Source organism: Betaproteobacteria bacterium (genome assembly GCA_016194905.1).
In the GTDB taxonomy this organism is placed as follows: domain Bacteria; phylum Pseudomonadota; class Gammaproteobacteria; order Burkholderiales; family JACQAP01; genus JACQAP01.
In genome coordinates, this window is the sequence record JACQAP010000028.1 from 1 (window position 1) to 16,088 (window position 16,088).

The 16,088-nt window shown below is 61.3% G+C and carries 19 protein-coding genes and 1 tRNA gene; 19 read left to right on the forward strand and 1 reads right to left on the reverse strand.

All coding sequences use genetic code 11. From position 1 onward, the window contains the following. Positions 1-94 precede the first annotated feature (94 nt). Positions 95-553, forward strand: a complete 459-nt coding sequence (locus HY067_18395; GenBank protein MBI3529922.1) for a DUF4149 domain-containing protein — start codon at positions 95-97, stop codon at positions 551-553. A gap of 4 nt (positions 554-557) precedes the next feature. On the opposite strand, the gene HY067_18400 is transcribed toward HY067_18395, so the two are convergent. Then, complete coding sequence (locus tag HY067_18400; GenBank protein MBI3529923.1) at positions 558-917, reverse strand: YhbY family RNA-binding protein; 360 nt, start codon at positions 915-917, stop codon at positions 558-560. A 24-nt stretch (positions 918-941) separates the two neighbouring features. Here HY067_18400 and HY067_18405 point away from each other — a divergent pair, with 24 nt between their 5' ends. From HY067_18405 to nuoF, 18 genes are all read left to right on the forward strand, one after another. Next, positions 942-1,568 carry an RlmE family RNA methyltransferase gene (locus HY067_18405; GenBank protein ID MBI3529924.1) on the forward strand — a complete coding sequence of 209 codons (627 nt, stop codon included), beginning with the start codon at positions 942-944 and terminating at the stop codon, positions 1,566-1,568. A gap of 98 nt (positions 1,569-1,666) precedes the next feature. Then, positions 1,667-3,559, forward strand: coding sequence for an ATP-dependent metallopeptidase FtsH/Yme1/Tma family protein (locus HY067_18410; protein MBI3529925.1), 1,893 nt, complete (start codon positions 1,667-1,669; stop codon positions 3,557-3,559). Between the two features lie 134 nt (positions 3,560-3,693). Beyond that, complete coding sequence (gene folP / locus HY067_18415; GenBank protein ID MBI3529926.1) at positions 3,694-4,569, forward strand: dihydropteroate synthase; 876 nt, start codon at positions 3,694-3,696, stop codon at positions 4,567-4,569. After that, complete coding sequence (gene glmM / locus HY067_18420) at positions 4,566-5,930, forward strand: phosphoglucosamine mutase (GenBank protein MBI3529927.1); 1,365 nt, start codon at positions 4,566-4,568, stop codon at positions 5,928-5,930. The genes folP and glmM overlap by 4 nt, the downstream gene beginning before the upstream one ends. Positions 5,931-6,047: 117 nt before the next feature. Further along, entirely contained in the window at positions 6,048-7,055 is a 1,008-nt protein-coding gene (locus HY067_18425; GenBank protein MBI3529928.1) for a PstS family phosphate ABC transporter substrate-binding protein, read from the forward strand. Between the two features lie 107 nt (positions 7,056-7,162). Beyond that, positions 7,163-8,116 (forward strand): phosphate ABC transporter permease subunit PstC, encoded by a 954-nt coding sequence (gene pstC / locus HY067_18430; GenBank protein MBI3529929.1) that lies wholly within the window; start codon positions 7,163-7,165, stop codon positions 8,114-8,116. Between the two features lies 1 nt (position 8,117). Then, entirely contained in the window at positions 8,118-9,041 is a 924-nt protein-coding gene (gene pstA, locus HY067_18435) for a phosphate ABC transporter permease PstA (protein ID MBI3529930.1), read from the forward strand. Positions 9,042-9,050: 9 nt separating this feature from the next. Continuing rightward, positions 9,051-9,851, forward strand: coding sequence for a phosphate ABC transporter ATP-binding protein (pstB, locus tag HY067_18440; protein ID MBI3529931.1), 801 nt, complete (start codon positions 9,051-9,053; stop codon positions 9,849-9,851). Between the two features lie 140 nt (positions 9,852-9,991). Continuing rightward, positions 9,992-10,747: a triose-phosphate isomerase gene (locus tag HY067_18445; protein ID MBI3529932.1), complete on the forward strand. Its 756-nt coding sequence runs from the start codon at positions 9,992-9,994 to the stop codon at positions 10,745-10,747. A 17-nt stretch (positions 10,748-10,764) separates the two neighbouring features. Continuing rightward, positions 10,765-11,127 carry a preprotein translocase subunit SecG gene (secG, locus tag HY067_18450; protein MBI3529933.1) on the forward strand — a complete coding sequence of 121 codons (363 nt, stop codon included), beginning with the start codon at positions 10,765-10,767 and terminating at the stop codon, positions 11,125-11,127. A 78-nt stretch (positions 11,128-11,205) separates the two neighbouring features. Then, a tRNA-Leu gene (locus HY067_18455) sits at positions 11,206-11,290 on the forward strand. 14 nt (positions 11,291-11,304) lie between these two features. Further along, positions 11,305-11,673: an NADH-quinone oxidoreductase subunit A gene (locus tag HY067_18460; GenBank protein ID MBI3529934.1), complete on the forward strand. Its 369-nt coding sequence runs from the start codon at positions 11,305-11,307 to the stop codon at positions 11,671-11,673. An 81-nt stretch (positions 11,674-11,754) separates the two neighbouring features. Then, complete coding sequence (locus HY067_18465) at positions 11,755-12,231, forward strand: NADH-quinone oxidoreductase subunit B (protein ID MBI3529935.1); 477 nt, start codon at positions 11,755-11,757, stop codon at positions 12,229-12,231. A gap of 9 nt (positions 12,232-12,240) precedes the next feature. Further along, on the forward strand, positions 12,241-12,837 hold the full coding sequence (locus HY067_18470) for an NADH-quinone oxidoreductase subunit C (GenBank protein MBI3529936.1): 597 nt from the start codon (positions 12,241-12,243) through the stop codon (positions 12,835-12,837). 45 nt (positions 12,838-12,882) lie between these two features. Beyond that, a complete protein-coding gene (locus HY067_18475) occupies positions 12,883-13,044 on the forward strand; it encodes a hypothetical protein (GenBank protein ID MBI3529937.1) in 162 nt (53 codons plus the stop codon). Beyond that, entirely contained in the window at positions 13,037-14,290 is a 1,254-nt protein-coding gene (locus HY067_18480; protein MBI3529938.1) for an NADH-quinone oxidoreductase subunit D, read from the forward strand. Before HY067_18475 ends, HY067_18480 begins: the two co-directional genes overlap by 8 nt. Positions 14,291-14,301: 11 nt before the next feature. Continuing rightward, positions 14,302-14,778 carry an NADH-quinone oxidoreductase subunit NuoE gene (nuoE, locus tag HY067_18485; GenBank protein MBI3529939.1) on the forward strand — a complete coding sequence of 159 codons (477 nt, stop codon included), beginning with the start codon at positions 14,302-14,304 and terminating at the stop codon, positions 14,776-14,778. A gap of 8 nt (positions 14,779-14,786) precedes the next feature. After that, positions 14,787-16,088, forward strand: coding sequence for an NADH-quinone oxidoreductase subunit NuoF (gene nuoF / locus HY067_18490; GenBank protein ID MBI3529940.1), 1,302 nt, complete (start codon positions 14,787-14,789; stop codon positions 16,086-16,088).

Here is a 16,088-nt window from a genome sequence, read left to right on the forward strand (position 1 = left end):
GGATTCGAGCCACTGCACGAAGAACCGGCCGAAGAAGAGCGTCTGCCCGGCGAAGCCGACGACGAGCCAGAGTTGAGCCTAGCCCCTAGCCCCTGTGAAGTTCCTCGCCGACGCCCTGCAGTCGATCGCCGTTACCCTGTGGGTGGGCGGACTGTGGGCCATCGGCCTGATCGTGGCGCCTTTGTTGTTTCACGCACTGACCGACCGTTCCCAGGCCGGCATGCTGGCCGGGCAGGTTTTCACGACGATCACCTACATCGGGCTCGGCTGCGGCGCTTATTTGCTGCTGTTCAGGCTGGCGCACTTCGGCGGCCAGGCTTTCAGGCAGTTGTTTTTCTGGTTGGCGCTGCTGATGATGGGGTTGGCCGCGGCGGGTCAATTCGGTGTGCAGCCGATCATGGCCAGCCTGAAGCAGCAGGCCTTGCCTTCAGAAGTCATGCACAGCATTTTCCGCGATCGCTTTGCGGCCTGGCATGGCGTGTCGAGCGTGCTCTATCTGATCGAGTGTGCGCTCGGGCTTGTTATGGTTCTGCAGCACGGGCGCGGCCGATAATCCATCAGGCGCGGTTCTGGAAGCTGCGTTTGAGCGCTCGCGGCGGTCTTCTCTTCGATCTTGGCTTGGGCTTCGACGGTGCGTCGGGCTTCGGCCTGTAAATGACCAGGATCTTGCCGATATGCTGAACCGGTGCTGCATTCAGGTCTTCGCAGATCTGTTTCAGAATGTCCTCGCGCGCGTCGCGGTTGTCGCCCATGACCCGCACCTTGATGAGTTCGTGGGCGGTCAGGCTGCGGTCGATTTCACCGGCCACCGTCGGTGTCAGGCCGCCGCTCCCGACCAGCACGGTGGGTTCGAGGGCATGGGCGCGGGCTTTGAGCGCTCGGCGTTCGACAGGCGAGAGTTGCAGCGACACGGGAATCTCCTTAAACAGGCATTTTAGGCAATGGCGCGAACCAAGACCAGCAAGGCCTGGATGCACGAACATGTGACCGATGTATATGTGCGTCGCGCAAAGCAGGAAGGTTACCGTTCGCGCTCCGCCTACAAGCTGCTGGAAATTCTCGAGAAGGACAAGCTGGTGCGCTCCGGCATGACGGTTGTCGACCTGGGCGCAGCGCCCGGCGGCTGGTCGCAGGTGCTGGCGCCACTGGTGGGCGCGAAAGGACAGGTCATTGCGTTGGATATCCTGGAAATGGAACCGTTGCGTGGCGTGGTCCTGATTCGCGGCGATTTCTCGGACGAATCCACTTTGAAGCTTCTTGAGGAGCAGAGGGGCGATCGCTCCATAGATCTTGTGGTTTCCGACATGGCGCCCAATATCAGCGGGGTGGGACTCGTTGATCAGGCCCGTTCCATTCATCTGGCGGAGCTGGCACTCGAATTTGCCCGTGACCGGTTGAAACCGGGCGGGGATCTGCTAGTCAAAGTTTTCCAGGGGGCGGGGCTGGACGAATTCCGCAGGCAGCTTACCGTCGCATTCGGCTCGGTCGCGGTACGCAAACCGAAGGCATCGCGCGACCGGTCCAGCGAGTTTTATCTGTTGGCTCGCGGCAAGCGGCAGGGGAGTTGATCCGCATCAGCGGGGCTGGACGCCGCGCAGAGTCCGGAATCGGTTTAGAATGGCCTCAATGATTGGCGGCTCGAGAGCCGCCGTGGCAAGGAGAAACCTTGAATAATCTCATCAAGAACGTAGCGATCTGGCTGGTCATCGCGTTGGTGCTGATGACGGTCTTCAATCAATTCAGCGCGCGTCAGCAGCAGAACACCTCGATGGAGTACTCGCAGTTCATCGAAGAGGTGAAGCAGGGCAACATCGCCAAAGTCACGATCGAAGGCCGCGTGCTTAAAGGGGTGAAGAGCAACGGAGCCAAGTTCACTACTTATTCGCCGTCGGATCCGTGGTTGGTATCGGACCTGCTGAAAGCCGGCGTCATCATCGAGGCCAAGCCCGAGGAAGAGCCGTCGCTGCTGATGAACATATTCGTCTCCTGGTTCCCGATGCTGTTGCTGATCGGTGTGTGGATATTTTTCATGCGCCAGATGCAGGGCGGCGGGCGCGGCGGCGCGTTTTCGTTCGGCAAGAGCCGCGCGCGCATGCTCGACGAATCCACCAATCCGGTCACGTTTGCGGACGTCGCCGGATGCGAGGAGGCCAAGGAGGAAGTTTCCGAACTGGTCGACTTCCTGCGCGACCCGAGCAAGTTCCAGAAGCTCGGCGGGCGCATTCCTCGCGGCGTGTTGATGGTCGGCTCTCCCGGCACCGGCAAGACGCTGCTGGCGCGCGCCATCGCCGGCGAAGCCAAGGTGCCGTTCTTTTCGATTTCGGGTTCCGATTTCGTCGAGATGTTCGTCGGCGTGGGCGCGGCCCGCGTGCGCGACATGTTCGAGCAGGCCAAGAAGCACGCGCCCTGCATCGTGTTCATCGATGAAATCGACGCGGTCGGCCGCCAGCGCGGCGCCGGCCTGGGCGGCGGCAACGACGAACGCGAGCAGACGCTGAACCAGTTGCTGGTGGAAATGGACGGATTCGAAACCGGCGTCGGCGTGATCGTGATCGCCGCGACCAACCGGCCGGACGTACTCGATCCGGCGCTGCTGCGTCCGGGACGTTTCGACCGCCAGGTTGTCGTGCCGCTGCCCGACATCCGCGGCCGCGAACAGATCCTCATGGTGCACATGCGCAAGGTTCCGGTCGCCCCCGATGTGCGCCCCGACATCCTCGCCCGCGGCACACCCGGATTTTCCGGCGCCGATCTTGCCAACCTGGTGAATGAAGCGGCGCTGTTTGCCGCGCGCGGCAACAAGCGCCTGGTTGACATGGACGATTTCGAGCGCGCCAAGGACAAGATCATGATGGGCGCGGAACGCAAGTCCATGGTGATGCCGGAGCATGAGCGCCGCAATACCGCGTATCACGAGTCCGGCCATGCGGTCGTTGCCCGGTTGTTACCGCGAACCGATCCAGTGCACAAAGTCACCATCATTCCGCGCGGGCGCGCACTGGGCGTGACCATGCAGCTCCCGCAGGAAGACCGCTACAGCATGGATCGCGAGCAGATCCTGCAGAACATCGCCGTGCTGTTCGGCGGGCGCATCGCCGAAGAAGTGTTCATGAAGCAGATGACCACCGGGGCATCAAACGACTTCGAGCGTGCCACTGAAATGGCGCGTCGCATGGTGACCCAGTGGGGCATGAGCGATCATCTCGGTCCGATGGTGTACGGCGAAAACGAGGGCGAAGTCTTCCTCGGCCGCTCGATCACCACGCACAAGAACGTTTCCGAAGCCACCATGCAACAGGTCGACGCGGAGATCCGGCGCATCATCGACGGGCAATACGCGCTTGCGCGCAAGCTCATCGAAGACAACAGCGACAAGGTCGAAGCCATGGCCAAAGCGCTGATGGAATGGGAAACCATCGATGCCGACCAGGTCAACGACATCATGGAAGGCCGTCCGCCGCGTCCGCCCAAGCCACCGGCCAACCCGCAGACTCCGCCGCCGTCGCAAGGCAGTGCCACGGCGCCCGCAGTTACGACTACGCCGGCCCGGGAAGCGTAACAACCCCGTGAGGGGTCAGGGGTGAGGGGTCAAGACCTCACCCTTTTCGTTTTTTGAGCACACGTTTGAACATCGACAACCCTCGCTCAATGGTCAGCGGTGCCGAGATGGCATTTCCTCACCCTTCACTCCTTATGGTCGAAGGCCGGTATCCCGTGGACACTCCTCGCGCCGTTCTGAAGCTCGGCCGTTTCGCGCTGTCGCTCGAACGCCCGCTCATCATGGGCATCGTCAACATCACACCGGATTCGTTTTCCGACGGCGGAAGGTTTTTCGATACCAGCCGGGCGGTGGAGCACGCCAGGCAACTGGTCGAAGAGGGAGCGGATATCCTCGACATCGGCGGCGAATCGTCGAGGCCTGGCGCGCAGCCTGTCGACGTCGATGAAGAACTACGGCGCGTGCTGCCTGTACTGGACAAGTTTGTCGAATTGCCGGTACCGGTGTCCGTCGATACCTGCAAGCCCGAAGTGATGCGCCGCGCGATTGCTGCGGGCGCTGCGATGATCAACGACATCTTCGCCCTGCGAGCGCAGGGCGCGCTGGATGCGGTGGCCGATTCGCCGGTCGCGGTCTGCCTGATGCACATGCAGGGCGAGCCGCGCAGCATGCAGCGTTCGCCGCTTTACCGCGATGTGGTTGGCGAAGTGGAAGCGTTTCTGGTCGAACGGGCTGCCACTGCTGTTGCCTCCGGCATCGGGCACGATCGCATCGTGCTGGATCCGGGCTTCGGCTTCGGCAAGACGCCGCAGCACAATCTCGAACTGATACGCGCGCTACCCAGGTTGCGCGAGGCCGGGTTTCCGCTGCTCGCCGGCCTGTCGCGCAAAGCGCTATTCGGTAAAATCGTCGGACGCGTGGCGGCGGAACGTGTACACGCCAGCGCGGCCGGCGCACTGCTGGCGGCGCAACGCGGAGCGTCGATTGTTCGCGTGCATGACGTGGCCGCGACCCGCGATTGCCTGCTGGTATTACGTGCGATAGACGACACTACGTTTTCATTCTCATGAAAAAAATCAGAAAATATTTCGGTACTGACGGCGTGCGCGGGCGCGTCGGCGAATCGCCGATCACGCCCGATTTCGTGATGCGCCTCGGTCACGCCGCCGGCAAGGTGCTCGCCGCCGGACAGGATCTGCCGCCCGGCGAGCATGCCTCGGTGCTGATCGGCAAGGACACGCGCATTTCCGGCTACATGCTGGAGTCCGCGTTGCAGGCGGGTTTGTCCGCGGCGGGGGTGGACATTTATCTCGCCGGGCCGATGCCCACACCCGCGGTCGCCTATCTTACGCGGGCGCTGCGCCTGCGGGCGGGCATCGTCATCTCCGCTTCCCACAATCCGTTCGAAGACAACGGCATCAAATTCTTCTCGGCGGATGGCAACAAGTTGCCGGACGCGGTCGAGCACGCTATCGAAGCGCGGCTCGATCAGCCGCTCGAGATCATGCCCTCGGCGCAACTGGGCAAGGCGCGCCGGCTGAACGACGCTGCCGGACGCTACATCGAGTTCTGCAAGAGCACCTTCCCCAACAATCTCGACCTGCACGGACTCAGACTGGTGGTGGATTGCGCACACGGCGCGACCTACCACATCGCTACGCACGTGTTTCACGAACTGGGCGCAGAGGTTATTTCCATCGGCGTGCAGCCGGACGGAATCAACATCAACCGCGATGGCGGCGCGACGCATCCGCAGGCGCTGGCGAAGGCGGTGAAAGCGCATCGCGCGCACCTGGGCGTGGCATTCGACGGCGATGGTGACCGCCTGACGATGGCGGACCAGGACGGCAAACTCTATGACGGCGACCAGCTGTTGTTCGTCATCGCGCAATTCCGCAAGAAGCACAAGATCCTGAACGGCGGTGTGGTCGGCACGCTGATGACCAACCTGGGCATGGAACAGGCGCTTGCGGACAACGGGATTCCGTTTGCACGGGCGGGCGTAGGCGACCGCTATGTCCTGGAAAAGCTGGTCGAGAAAGGCTGGCAGCTCGGCGGCGAGAACTCGGGCCACATCATCTGCCTCGACAAACATACGACCGGCGACGGCATCATTTCGGCATTGCAGGTGCTGCATGCGTTAAAGGCCGAAGGCCGGGGACTCGAGCAGCTGTGCGGCGGCATGCGTCTCTACCCGCAGGTGCTGGTCAACGTGAAAACCAAGAAAGGCTTCGACTTCGAAGTCGACGACAAGGTCGGTGTCGCGCTCAAGGCGACGCAGGTCAGGCTTGGAGACAAGGGCCGGGTATTGCTGCGCGCGTCCGGCACCGAGCCGGTCATCCGGGTCATGGTCGAGGGGGAGGGTCACGTTTTCATTTCCGAACTGGCGGAATCGCTGGCGCACACCATTCGTCAGCAAACCCGCGGCTGAGGCCGCGTGAGGCGCGGCTTGGCCGGCGTAAGGGAAGCGGTGCAATCAAACTGTCACATTGCATCCATAAAATCGCGCCGTTCGGATTCAAACCCCTTATCGAAGGAGATCGACCTCATGTTCAAAGCTTCCCGCATCGTACTTGCAGCCACGGCGGCTGTATTCGCGAGCACCTTGTGCATCGTTGCGCCTGTGGTGCATGCACAACTGGTAAAAATTGACGGTTCCAGCACGGTGTTTCCGATTACGGAAGCCATGGCCGAAGATTTCCAGAAGTCCACGAAAGGCAAGGTAAAAGTCACGGTGGGAATTTCCGGCACTGGCGGCGGCTTCAAGAAATTCTGCCGCGGCGAGACCGACATTTCCGATGCTTCCCGCCCGATCCTGAAAAAGGAAATGGACGATTGCAAGGCGGCAGGCGTGCAGTACATCGAGCTGCCGGTCGCCTATGACGCCCTGACCGTCGTGATTCATCCCGACAACAAGTGGGCGCAGACGCTGACAGTCGCCGAGCTCAGGAAGATGTGGGAGCCGGGCGCGCAGGGCAAGGTGAAGACCTGGAAGCAGGTGAATCCCGCATGGCCGGATCAGCCGTTGAAGTTGTTCGGCCCCGGGGCGGACTCCGGTACCTTCGACTATTTCACCGAGGCGGTCAGCGGCAAGGCCAAGTCCAGCCGCGGTGACTTTACCGCATCGGAAGACGATAACGTCCTGGTGCAGGGCGTATCCCGCGACGTCAACGCGCTGGGCTATTTCGGATTCGCCTACTACGTCGAAAACAAGGATAAGCTCCGGGCCGCCAGGATTGCGGACAAGGCTGGTCAGGGGGTCGAACCCTCGTTCGAAACGGTCATCAACGGCACTTACCAGCCACTGGCCCGTCCGATCTTCATTTACATCAATGCCAAGTCGCTGGAACGGCCGGAAGTGAAGGAATTCGTCGAGTTCTACATGAAGAGCGCCGAAGTACTGGTACGCGAGGTCAAGTACGTGCCGCTGCCGGCCAAGGCCTACGCCTATAACATCGAACATGCCAACAAGAAGGTGCTCGGCACTAAATTCGGCGGCGAGAACAAGGTCGGTCTTACAATAGAACAGTTGATGCAGCTCGAAGCCAAGCTGTAAGTCGTCCCGATTCCGGAGCAACAGGAGGGGCATTGCCCCTCCTGTTTTTTGCCCGGGCTGCGGGTGTCGCGAGAAATCTGTAATATATTTTCCTCGGTCCCGAACCGATGAGTTCCGTCGCAAATACCCAACCACTGAATACCCTGGTGGACCACACAATCAGCGCGCGGCTCGCGAAGAAGAAAACCCGGCATGTTCGCGAGCGGTTAATCGAAGGCGTGCTGTTCCTGGCGGCATCGGTTTCGGTCGCCATCACCGTCGGCATCGTGGTCATCCTGGTGACCGAGTCCTACCAGTTCTTCCAGCACATCTCGCTGGTCGATTTTCTCACCGACAACCAGTGGACGCCGCTGTTCGACGACGCCCATTACGGCATCATGGTGCTGCTGTCGGGCACGGTGGTTAGCTCGTTCGTGGCGCTGGCCGTGGCAATACCGCTCGGCACCATGATCGCCATTTACCTGTCGGAATTTGCGCCCTTCGCGGTGCGCGAAATCGCCAAGCCGTTTCTCGAATTGCTGGGCGGCGTGCCCACCATCGTTTATGGATATTTCGCTCTGCTGTACGTGAATCCGGCGCTGCAATTCTTCTTTCCCGGGCTGCCCGGCTTCAATCTTCTGTCTGCGGGACTGGTCATGGGCATCATGATCATTCCCTACGTCAGTTCGGTTTCCGAGGACGCGATGCGCTCGGTGCCGATGGCGATGCGCGAAGGTTCCTATGCAATGGGCGCGACGCGCTTCCAGACTGCGGTTCGTGTCGTCACACCCGCCGCTTTCTCCGGCATTGCCGCGGCTTACATCCTCGGCATATCGCGCGCAGTCGGAGAAACCATGATTGTCGCGGTGGCCGCCGGCATGCAGCCCAACCTGACCTGGAATCCCGCGGAACCGGCGGCAACCATCACCGCTTATATCGTGCAGGTCGCGCTGGGCGATCTGCCGCACGGCAGCATCGGCTACCAGACGATATTCGCAGCAGGCCTGACCCTGATGTTGCTGACGCTGTTCTTCAACGTCGTCGGCCACTTTATGAAGCGTCGCTACCGGCAGGCGTACTGACATGGCCGATATGACCGTCGCGGAAATCCGGGCGCTCATCACCAAGCACAAGCGCTGGGACCTGATATTCGCGACCGTGGGTGTGCTTGCATTGATGGTGGGCGTGCTGACGTTCGTTGCGCTGTTCGCCGGCATGGTGATGGACGGCGCGCACCGGCTGTCCTGGGATTTCTTCGTCAATTTCCCTTCCCGCCGCGCGGAGAACGCGGGCATCCTGTCGGCCTGGGCCGGCAGTACGCTGGTGATGCTGGTGACCGCCGTCACCGCCATCCCGGTAGGCGTGGCGGGCGCGGTTTACCTTGAAGAGTACGCGCCGAAGAACTGGATGACGGACATCATCGAGATCAACGTGACCAATCTCGCCGGCGTGCCTTCGATCATTTACGGCCTGCTGGCATTGGGCCTGTTCGTTTACAAGTTCGGTTTTGGCCAGAGCATTTTGTCCGCCGGGCTGACACTGGCGTTGTTGATCCTGCCGGTGGTGATCGTTGCTACTCGCGAGGCGATCCGTTCGATTCCCGGGGTGATCCGCGAAGGGGCTTATGCGCTCGGCGCCACCAAATGGCAGACCACCGCAGACCACATTCTTCCGTACTCTGTTCCGGGTATCCTCACCGGCGTGATCATCGGCCTGGCGCGCGCAATCGGCGAGACTGCGCCGATCATCACCATCGGCGCGCTGACCTTCATCGCGTTTCTTCCGCCGGCCCCTTTTACCGGCGATCCGTCGGCCGGACCGTTCGACTGGCTGTTCGCGCCGTTCACCGTGATGCCGATCCAGATGTTCAACTGGACTTCGCGACCGGAAGCGGCCTTCCATCAGAATGCCGCCGCTGCGGGCCTGGTGCTGGTGGTGATGACGCTGTCGATGAATGCACTGGCGATCTACATCCGCTACCGACTGAGAAAAAACATCAAGTGGTGAGAATCCAGAATGTCCAAGATCACTGACGGACCCTCCGCACAGGCCAATCTCGTGCTCAAGGCGGAGTCGCGCGGATTGAATTTCTTCTACGGCGCTTTCCATGCGTTGAAAGGCATCAACATGCCGATCTACGACAAGAAGGTCACCGCGCTGATTGGGCCTTCGGGATGCGGCAAGTCGACGTATCTGCGCTGTTTCAACCGTATGCATGATCTCTATCCGGACAACCGCTACGAGGGCGAGATCCGGCTGCATCCGGACAATACCAATCTGCTGAATCCGCACGTCGATCCGATCGAAGTGCGCATGCGCATCAGCATGGTGTTCCAGAAGCCCAATCCCTTTCCGAAATCGATCTATGAGAACGTCGCATATGGACTGCGTGTGCGCGGCGTGCGCGGGGTGGCCACCATCGACGAGAAGGTCGAGCAGGCACTGCGTGGCGCCGCACTGTGGGACGAGGTCAAGGACCGGCTGAACGACCTGGCATTCAATCTTTCCGGCGGCCAGCAGCAGCGCATGTGCATCGCGCGCGCACTGGCGACCGAGCCGGAAATCCTGCTGTTCGACGAACCGACGTCCGCGCTCGATCCGATCGCCACCGCCAGCATCGAGGAACTCATCGCCGACCTGAAGCACAAGGTCACTATCCTGATCGTGACCCACAACATGCAGCAGGCCGCGCGCGTGTCGGATTTCACTGCCTATATGTATCTCGGCGAGATGATCGAATTCGACGCCACCGACACCATCTTCATCAAGCCCAAGAACAAGGCCACCGAAGATTACATAACCGGAAGATTCGGCTGACCGAATCGCCCGCTGGGCGCACTGGCCGGCTTCAAGCCGTGACCGCAGTTTTCGGCCTCCCCCTCCCCGGGATGCGGTGAACATTGACCCTCCCTTGCCCTGACGGGTAAAATTCACCTGTTTTTTCGGTGGGATAGCGCATGCGGCAGCGGCTGGCGGTGGGCAACTGGAAGATGCACGGCAGTCTTCCGGAAAACCAGGCCCTCCTCGACAAGGTCGCGGTGGCTGCCGGCGGTCTCAGCAGAGCACACGCCGCGATTTGTGTCCCTTTCCCCTACCTGGCCCAGGCTCAGTCGGCATTGGCGGGGTCGAAAGCGGCTTGGGGCGGCCAGAACGTCAGCCAACATCCCAAAGGAGCGTTTACCGGTGAAGTTTCCGCTGGAATGCTGCGCGAATTTGGCTGTCGCTATGTGATTGTCGGGCATTCCGAGCGCAGGCAGTCGTTCGGCGAGGATGACGCGTCGGTCGCGCTAAAGGCGAAGGCCGTATTGGCCGAAGGCATGGTACCGATCGTTTGCGTCGGGGAAACGCTGGCGGAGCGCGAGCGGGGTGTCACGCAAGAAGTGGTCGGCCGTCAGCTTGGCGTGGTGGCGGATCGGCTCGGTGCCGAAGGATTGAAGGCGTCGGTACTGGCTTACGAACCGGTCTGGGCAATCGGCACCGGCAAGACGGCGACGCCGGATCAGGCGCAGGCGGTGCATGCGTACTTGCGCGGGGTCCTGGCCGCGCGTGATGAAAGTATCGCCGCCTCGATGCCGATCCTGTACGGCGGCAGCGTGAAGGCGGCCAATGCGGCAGAGTTGTTCGGCATGCAGGATGTGGACGGCGGATTGATCGGCGGCGCTTCTCTGGTGGCCGAAGAATTCCTCGCCATCTGCCGGGCGGCAGATGGCTAAAACGATGGGATGACACAATGGAAACCTTGATTCTGATTCTCCATGTACTGGCCGCGTTGTGCGTGATCGGCCTCGTGCTGCTTCAGCACGGCAAAGGTGCGGATATGGGCGCGGCGTTCGGCAGCGGTTCCGCCGGCAGCCTGTTCGGCTCCAGCGGGTCGGCCAACTTTCTGAGCAGGACCACGGGAGTCCTGGCCGCGGTGTTTTTCCTGACCAGCTTGGGGCTTACCTATGTATCCAGTCACAAGGGCCGGCCGGAAGGCGTGATGTCCACGCATCAGGAATCGCCGGTGGAACCGGCCAAGAGCGTCCCGGTACCGGGTGCTCCGGTGCCGCAACCGTCTGGCGGCGATTCGAAGGCGAACGAAATACCGAAGTAACGGCGAGACGCGGGGAGTGAGGCGCAAGACCCTCAAGCTTGCAAAGGATCGGCCTCACGCCCGGCACCTCACGTAAATGCCGACGTGGTGAAATTGGTAGACACGCCATCTTGAGGGGGTGGTGGGGAAACCCGTGGGAGTTCGAGTCTCCCCGTCGGCACCAAATGAGAGTGGGCAATGCTTGAGCAGTACTTTCCGATTCTGCTGTTCATTTTCGTCGGCCTTGCCGTCGGGGTGGCGTTACCCTTGGCCGGCGGCACCCTGAGCAGGCTGCTCGGCGTGCACCGGCCGGATCCGGAAAAACTTTCTCCCTATGAGTGCGGCTTCGAGGCCTTCGAGGACGCGCGCATGAAATTCGACGTGCGCTACTACCTCGTCGCCATCCTGTTCATCCTGTTCGACCTGGAAATCGCGTTTCTATTCCCCTGGGCGGTGGTGCTCCACGAAATCGGGACGTTCGGTTTCCTGGCAATGGTGCTTTTCCTCGCAATCCTCGTCGTCGGCTTTGTCTACGAGTGGAAAAAAGGGGCGCTGGAATGGGAGTGAGCAGTGGTTCGGAGGCGGCACGATGAGCTACCGAACCAATATGGCTGCGAGCATGTCTTCTATAGCAGGAGACCTTGATTCATGAGCATCGAAGGCGTCACCGAAAAAGGCTTCGTCACCACCACGATCGACAACGTCATCAACTGGACGCGCACCGGCTCGATGTGGCCTATGACGTTCGGGCTGGCCTGTTGCGCGGTGGAGATGATGCACGCCGGCGCGGCGCGCTATGACCTCGACCGCTTCGGCGTAGTGTTCCGGCCGAGTCCGCGCCAGTCGGACGTGATGATCGTGGCCGGCACGCTGTGCAACAAGATGGCGCCGGCGTTGCGCAAGGTCTACGACCAGATGTCCGAGCCGCGCTGGGTCATCTCGATGGGTTCCTGTGCCAACGGCGGCGGCTATTACCATTACTCCTACTCGGTGGTGCGTGGTTGCGACCGCATCGTGCCGGTGGACGTCTACGTCCCGGGCTGTCCGCCGACTGCGGAGGCGCTGCTCTACGGCGTCATCCAACTGCAGAACAAGATCCGGCGCACCAATACCATCGCGCGCTGATTCACCGACATGGCCAGCATCGCGGCGCTCACAGAAAGCCTGAAAACCACGTTTGCGGACAAGGCCGTCGAGATTTTCGACGCCGGCGGCGAACTGACGCTTGTCGCCAAGGCCGCCGACTTATTGTCGATGGCCGGCACGTTGCGCGATCATCCGGCGCTGAAGTTCGAGCAGTTGATCGATTTGTGCGGCCTGGATTACCGGGACTATGGCAACGGACGCCACGACGGCCTGCGCTATGCGGTGGTCTACCACCTGTTGTCCGTTTCGTCGAACCATCGCCTGCGCCTGAAGGTATTCGCCACCGACGACGAATTCCCGGTAATGGATTCGGTCGTGGGAATCTGGCCGTCGGCCAACTGGTTCGAGCGTGAAGCTTTCGACCTTTTCGGCATCATGTTCCCCGGACACCCGGATCTGCGCCGGATCCTGACCGACTACGGCTTTATCGGGCATCCCTTCCGCAAGGACTTTCCGTTGTCCGGTTTTGTCGAGGTCCGTTACGACCCTGACCAGAAGCGCGTGGTCTATCAACCGGTCAGCATCGAGCCGCGCGAGACGGTGCCGCGCGTAGTACGGGAAGCGCATTACGGCGACGTCGATTAGAGCGGGAAAAAAGAGCCGGACAGCTTTCGACGCAAAGGACGCAGAGTGAAAAGAAAGAGCGCAGAGGAAAAACACGGCAACGGCGGCTTATACGCATCCGTCCTCATCCCGCCTTTACTTTGCGACCCCTCTTTTTTCTTTGCGCCCTTTGCGGCAAACGCTTTTGATTCTTTCCTGAATCCACGCGGCGCGACGGTTCATGGCTGAGATCCGCAATTACACAATGAACTTTGGCCCCCAACACCCTGCTGCGCACGGGGTGTTGCGGCTGGTGCTGGAGCTCGATGGCGAGGTGATCCAGCGAGCCGATCCGCACATCGGCCTGCTGCATCGAGCAACCGAGAAGCTCGCAGAGTCCAAGACCTTCCTGCAGTCGGTGCCGTACATGGACCGGCTCGATTACGTCTCGATGATGTGCAACGAGCACGCCTACGTGATGGCCATAGAGAAGCTGCTCCGGATCGATGTGCCGTTGCGCGCGCAATACATCCGCGTGATGTTCGACGAGATCACCCGCATCCTGAACCACCTGTTGTGGCTGGGCGCGCATGCACTCGACATCGGTGCGATGACCGTGTTCCTGTACTGCTTCCGCGAGCGCGAAGACCTGATGGACGTCTACGAGGCGGTTTCAGGCGCGCGGTTGCATGCCGCTTACTATCGTCCCGGCGGCGTTTATCGCGATCTGCCCGAAACGATGCCGCAGTACCTGGCGTCGAAAATCCACAACGAAAAGGCCGTGCGCGAGCTGAACGACAACCGCCGCGGTTCGCTGCTCGATTTCATCGAGGACTTCACCCATCGCTTTCCACGTTATGTCGACGAGTACGAAACGCTGCTGACCGACAACCGCATCTGGAAGCAGCGCACGGTGGGCATTGGCGTCGTTACGCCGGAACGGGCGCTCGCGCTCGGATTCACCGGCCCGATGCTGCGCGGTTCGGGCGTCGAATGGGATCTGCGCAAGAAGCAGCCCTACGAAGTCTACGATCGCGTCGATTTCGACATTCCCGTCGGCGTCAGCGGCGATTGCTACGACCGCTACCTCGTGCGCATCGAGGAACTGCGCCAGTCCAATCACATCGTGAAACAGTGCATCGACTGGCTGCGCAAGAATCCGGGGCCGGTCATCACCGACGACCATAAGATCGCGCCGCCTTCGCGAGTTGACATGAAGATGAACATGGAAGAGCTCATCCACCATTTCAAGCTCTTCACCGAGGGTATGCACGTCCCGCCCGGCGAGACTTATGCCGCCGTCGAAGCGCCCAAGGGCGAGTTCGGCATCTATCTGGTGTCCGACGGCGCCAACAAGCCGTACCGCCTGAAGATCCGCGCGCCCGGTTTCGCTCACCTGGCCGCGCTCGATGAAATGGCGCGCGGCCACATGATCGCGGACGTGGTTGCCATCATCGGCACGCAGGACATCGTGTTCGGCGAGGTGGATCGATGAACGCACCCATGGTGCTGTCGCCGGAATCGCTGGTCCGGATCGACAAGGCGATCGCCAAATATCCCGCCGACCAGCGGCAATCGGCGGTCATGGCGGCGCTCACCATTGCGCAGGACGAGAAGAGCTGGCTGTCCACCGAAACGATGGATTTCGTCGCGCAATATCTGGGCATGCCGCCGATCGCCGTGTACGAAGCGGCCAGCTTCTACGGCATGTACAACTTGCACCCGGTCGGGCGCCACAAGATCACGATCTGCACCAATCTGCCCTGCGCCCTCTCCGGTGCGATGGTTGCTGTGGATAACCTGAAGAAGAAACTCGGCATCGACTTCAACGAGACCACGCCCGACGGCCAGTTCACGCTGAAAGAAGGTGAATGCCTGGGCGCCTGCGGCGATGCGCCGGTGTGTCTGCACAACGACAAGAATATGGCGTCCTTCATGACGCCCGACAAGCTCGATGCCTGGATAGAGGAGCTGCGCAAATGAACGCGCCGATGCCGCCGTATTCTCCGGATGTCTACGGGCCCGACGCGATCATCCTCAAGGAGCTGACCGGACTCAACTGGCGGCTCAAAGACTATGAGGCGCGCGGCGGCTACCAGGCATTGCACAAGATTCTCAACGAGAAAATCACGCCCGAGCAGGTCATCGCCGAGATGAAGAAGTCTGCGCTGCGCGGCCGCGGCGGTGCCGGATTTCCCACCGGTCTGAAATGGAGCTTCATGCCGCGCGCGTTCCCCGGGCAGAAATATCTCGTCTGCAATTCGGATGAAGGCGAACCCGGCACGTTCAAGGATCGCGACATCCTGCGCTACAACCCGCACATCGTCATCGAGGGCATGGCGATCGCGGCGTATTCGATGGGCATCACCGTGGGCTACAACTACATACACGGGGAAATCTGGGACGTGTACGAGCGCTTCGAGGAAGCGCTGGAGGAAGCGCGCAGCGCGGGACTGCTGGGCAAGAACATCCTCGGCTCGGAGTTCAGTTTCGAGTTGCACGCGCATCACGGCTGGGGCGCCTACATCTGCGGCGAGGAAACCGCGCTGCTGGAGTCACTGGAGGGCAAGAAAGGCCAGCCGCGCTTCAAGCCGCCGTTCCCCGCGAGCTACGGCTTGTACGGCAAGCCCACCACGATCAACAACACCGAAACCTTCGCCGCCGTGCCCTGGATCATCGTCAACGGCGGCGAAGCTTTCCTCAGCCTGGGTCGTCCGAACAACGGCGGCACCAAGGTGTTTTCGGTTTCCGGCCACGTCGCGCGCCCCGGCAACTACGAAGTGAAGCTCGGCACGCCGTTCGCGAAATTGCTGGAGATGGCCGGCGGCATGCGCGACGATCGCAAGCTCAAGGCAGTCATCCCCGGCGGTTCGTCGATGCCGGTGTTGCCCGCGGAGGTCATGCTCGCCACCGACATGGATTACGATTCGATCGCCAAGGCCGGTTCGATGCTCGGCTCCGGGGCGGTCATCGTCATGGACGAGACCACGTGCATGGTGCGTGCCCTGCAGCGCCTGTCGTATTTCTATTTCGAGGAATCCTGCGGCCAGTGCACGCCGTGTCGCGAAGGTACCGGCTGGCTGTATCGCATGGTCCATCGCATCGAGCACGGCCAGGGCCGCGCGGAGGATCTCGACAAGCTGAATTCGGTTGCCGACAACATCGCCGGCCGCACGATCTGCGCGCTGGGCGATGCCGCCGCGCTGCCGGTGAAAAGCTTCATCAAGCATTTCCGCGACGAGTTTCAGTACCACATCGACCACGGCAAGTGCCTCGTTCACGGACAACACTGA

Coding starts and splice junctions, on each gene's coding strand:
- HY067_18405 (MBI3529924.1), top strand. CDS start 942: ATGGCGCGAACCAAGACCAGCAAGGCCTGGATGCACGAACATGTGACC.
- folP (MBI3529926.1), top strand. CDS start 3,694: ATGGTCGAAGGCCGGTATCCCGTGGACACTCCTCGCGCCGTTCTGAAG.
- glmM (MBI3529927.1), top strand. CDS start 4,566: ATGAAAAAAATCAGAAAATATTTCGGTACTGACGGCGTGCGCGGGCGC.
- HY067_18425 (MBI3529928.1), top strand. CDS start 6,048: ATGTTCAAAGCTTCCCGCATCGTACTTGCAGCCACGGCGGCTGTATTC.
- pstC (MBI3529929.1), top strand. CDS start 7,163: ATGAGTTCCGTCGCAAATACCCAACCACTGAATACCCTGGTGGACCAC.
- pstA (MBI3529930.1), top strand. CDS start 8,118: ATGGCCGATATGACCGTCGCGGAAATCCGGGCGCTCATCACCAAGCAC.
- pstB (MBI3529931.1), top strand. CDS start 9,051: ATGTCCAAGATCACTGACGGACCCTCCGCACAGGCCAATCTCGTGCTC.
- HY067_18445 (MBI3529932.1), top strand. CDS start 9,992: ATGCGGCAGCGGCTGGCGGTGGGCAACTGGAAGATGCACGGCAGTCTT.
- secG (MBI3529933.1), top strand. CDS start 10,765: ATGGAAACCTTGATTCTGATTCTCCATGTACTGGCCGCGTTGTGCGTG.
- HY067_18460 (MBI3529934.1), top strand. CDS start 11,305: ATGCTTGAGCAGTACTTTCCGATTCTGCTGTTCATTTTCGTCGGCCTT.
- HY067_18465 (MBI3529935.1), top strand. CDS start 11,755: ATGAGCATCGAAGGCGTCACCGAAAAAGGCTTCGTCACCACCACGATC.
- HY067_18470 (MBI3529936.1), top strand. CDS start 12,241: ATGGCCAGCATCGCGGCGCTCACAGAAAGCCTGAAAACCACGTTTGCG.
- HY067_18480 (MBI3529938.1), top strand. CDS start 13,037: ATGGCTGAGATCCGCAATTACACAATGAACTTTGGCCCCCAACACCCT.
- nuoF (MBI3529940.1), top strand. CDS start 14,787: ATGCCGCCGTATTCTCCGGATGTCTACGGGCCCGACGCGATCATCCTC.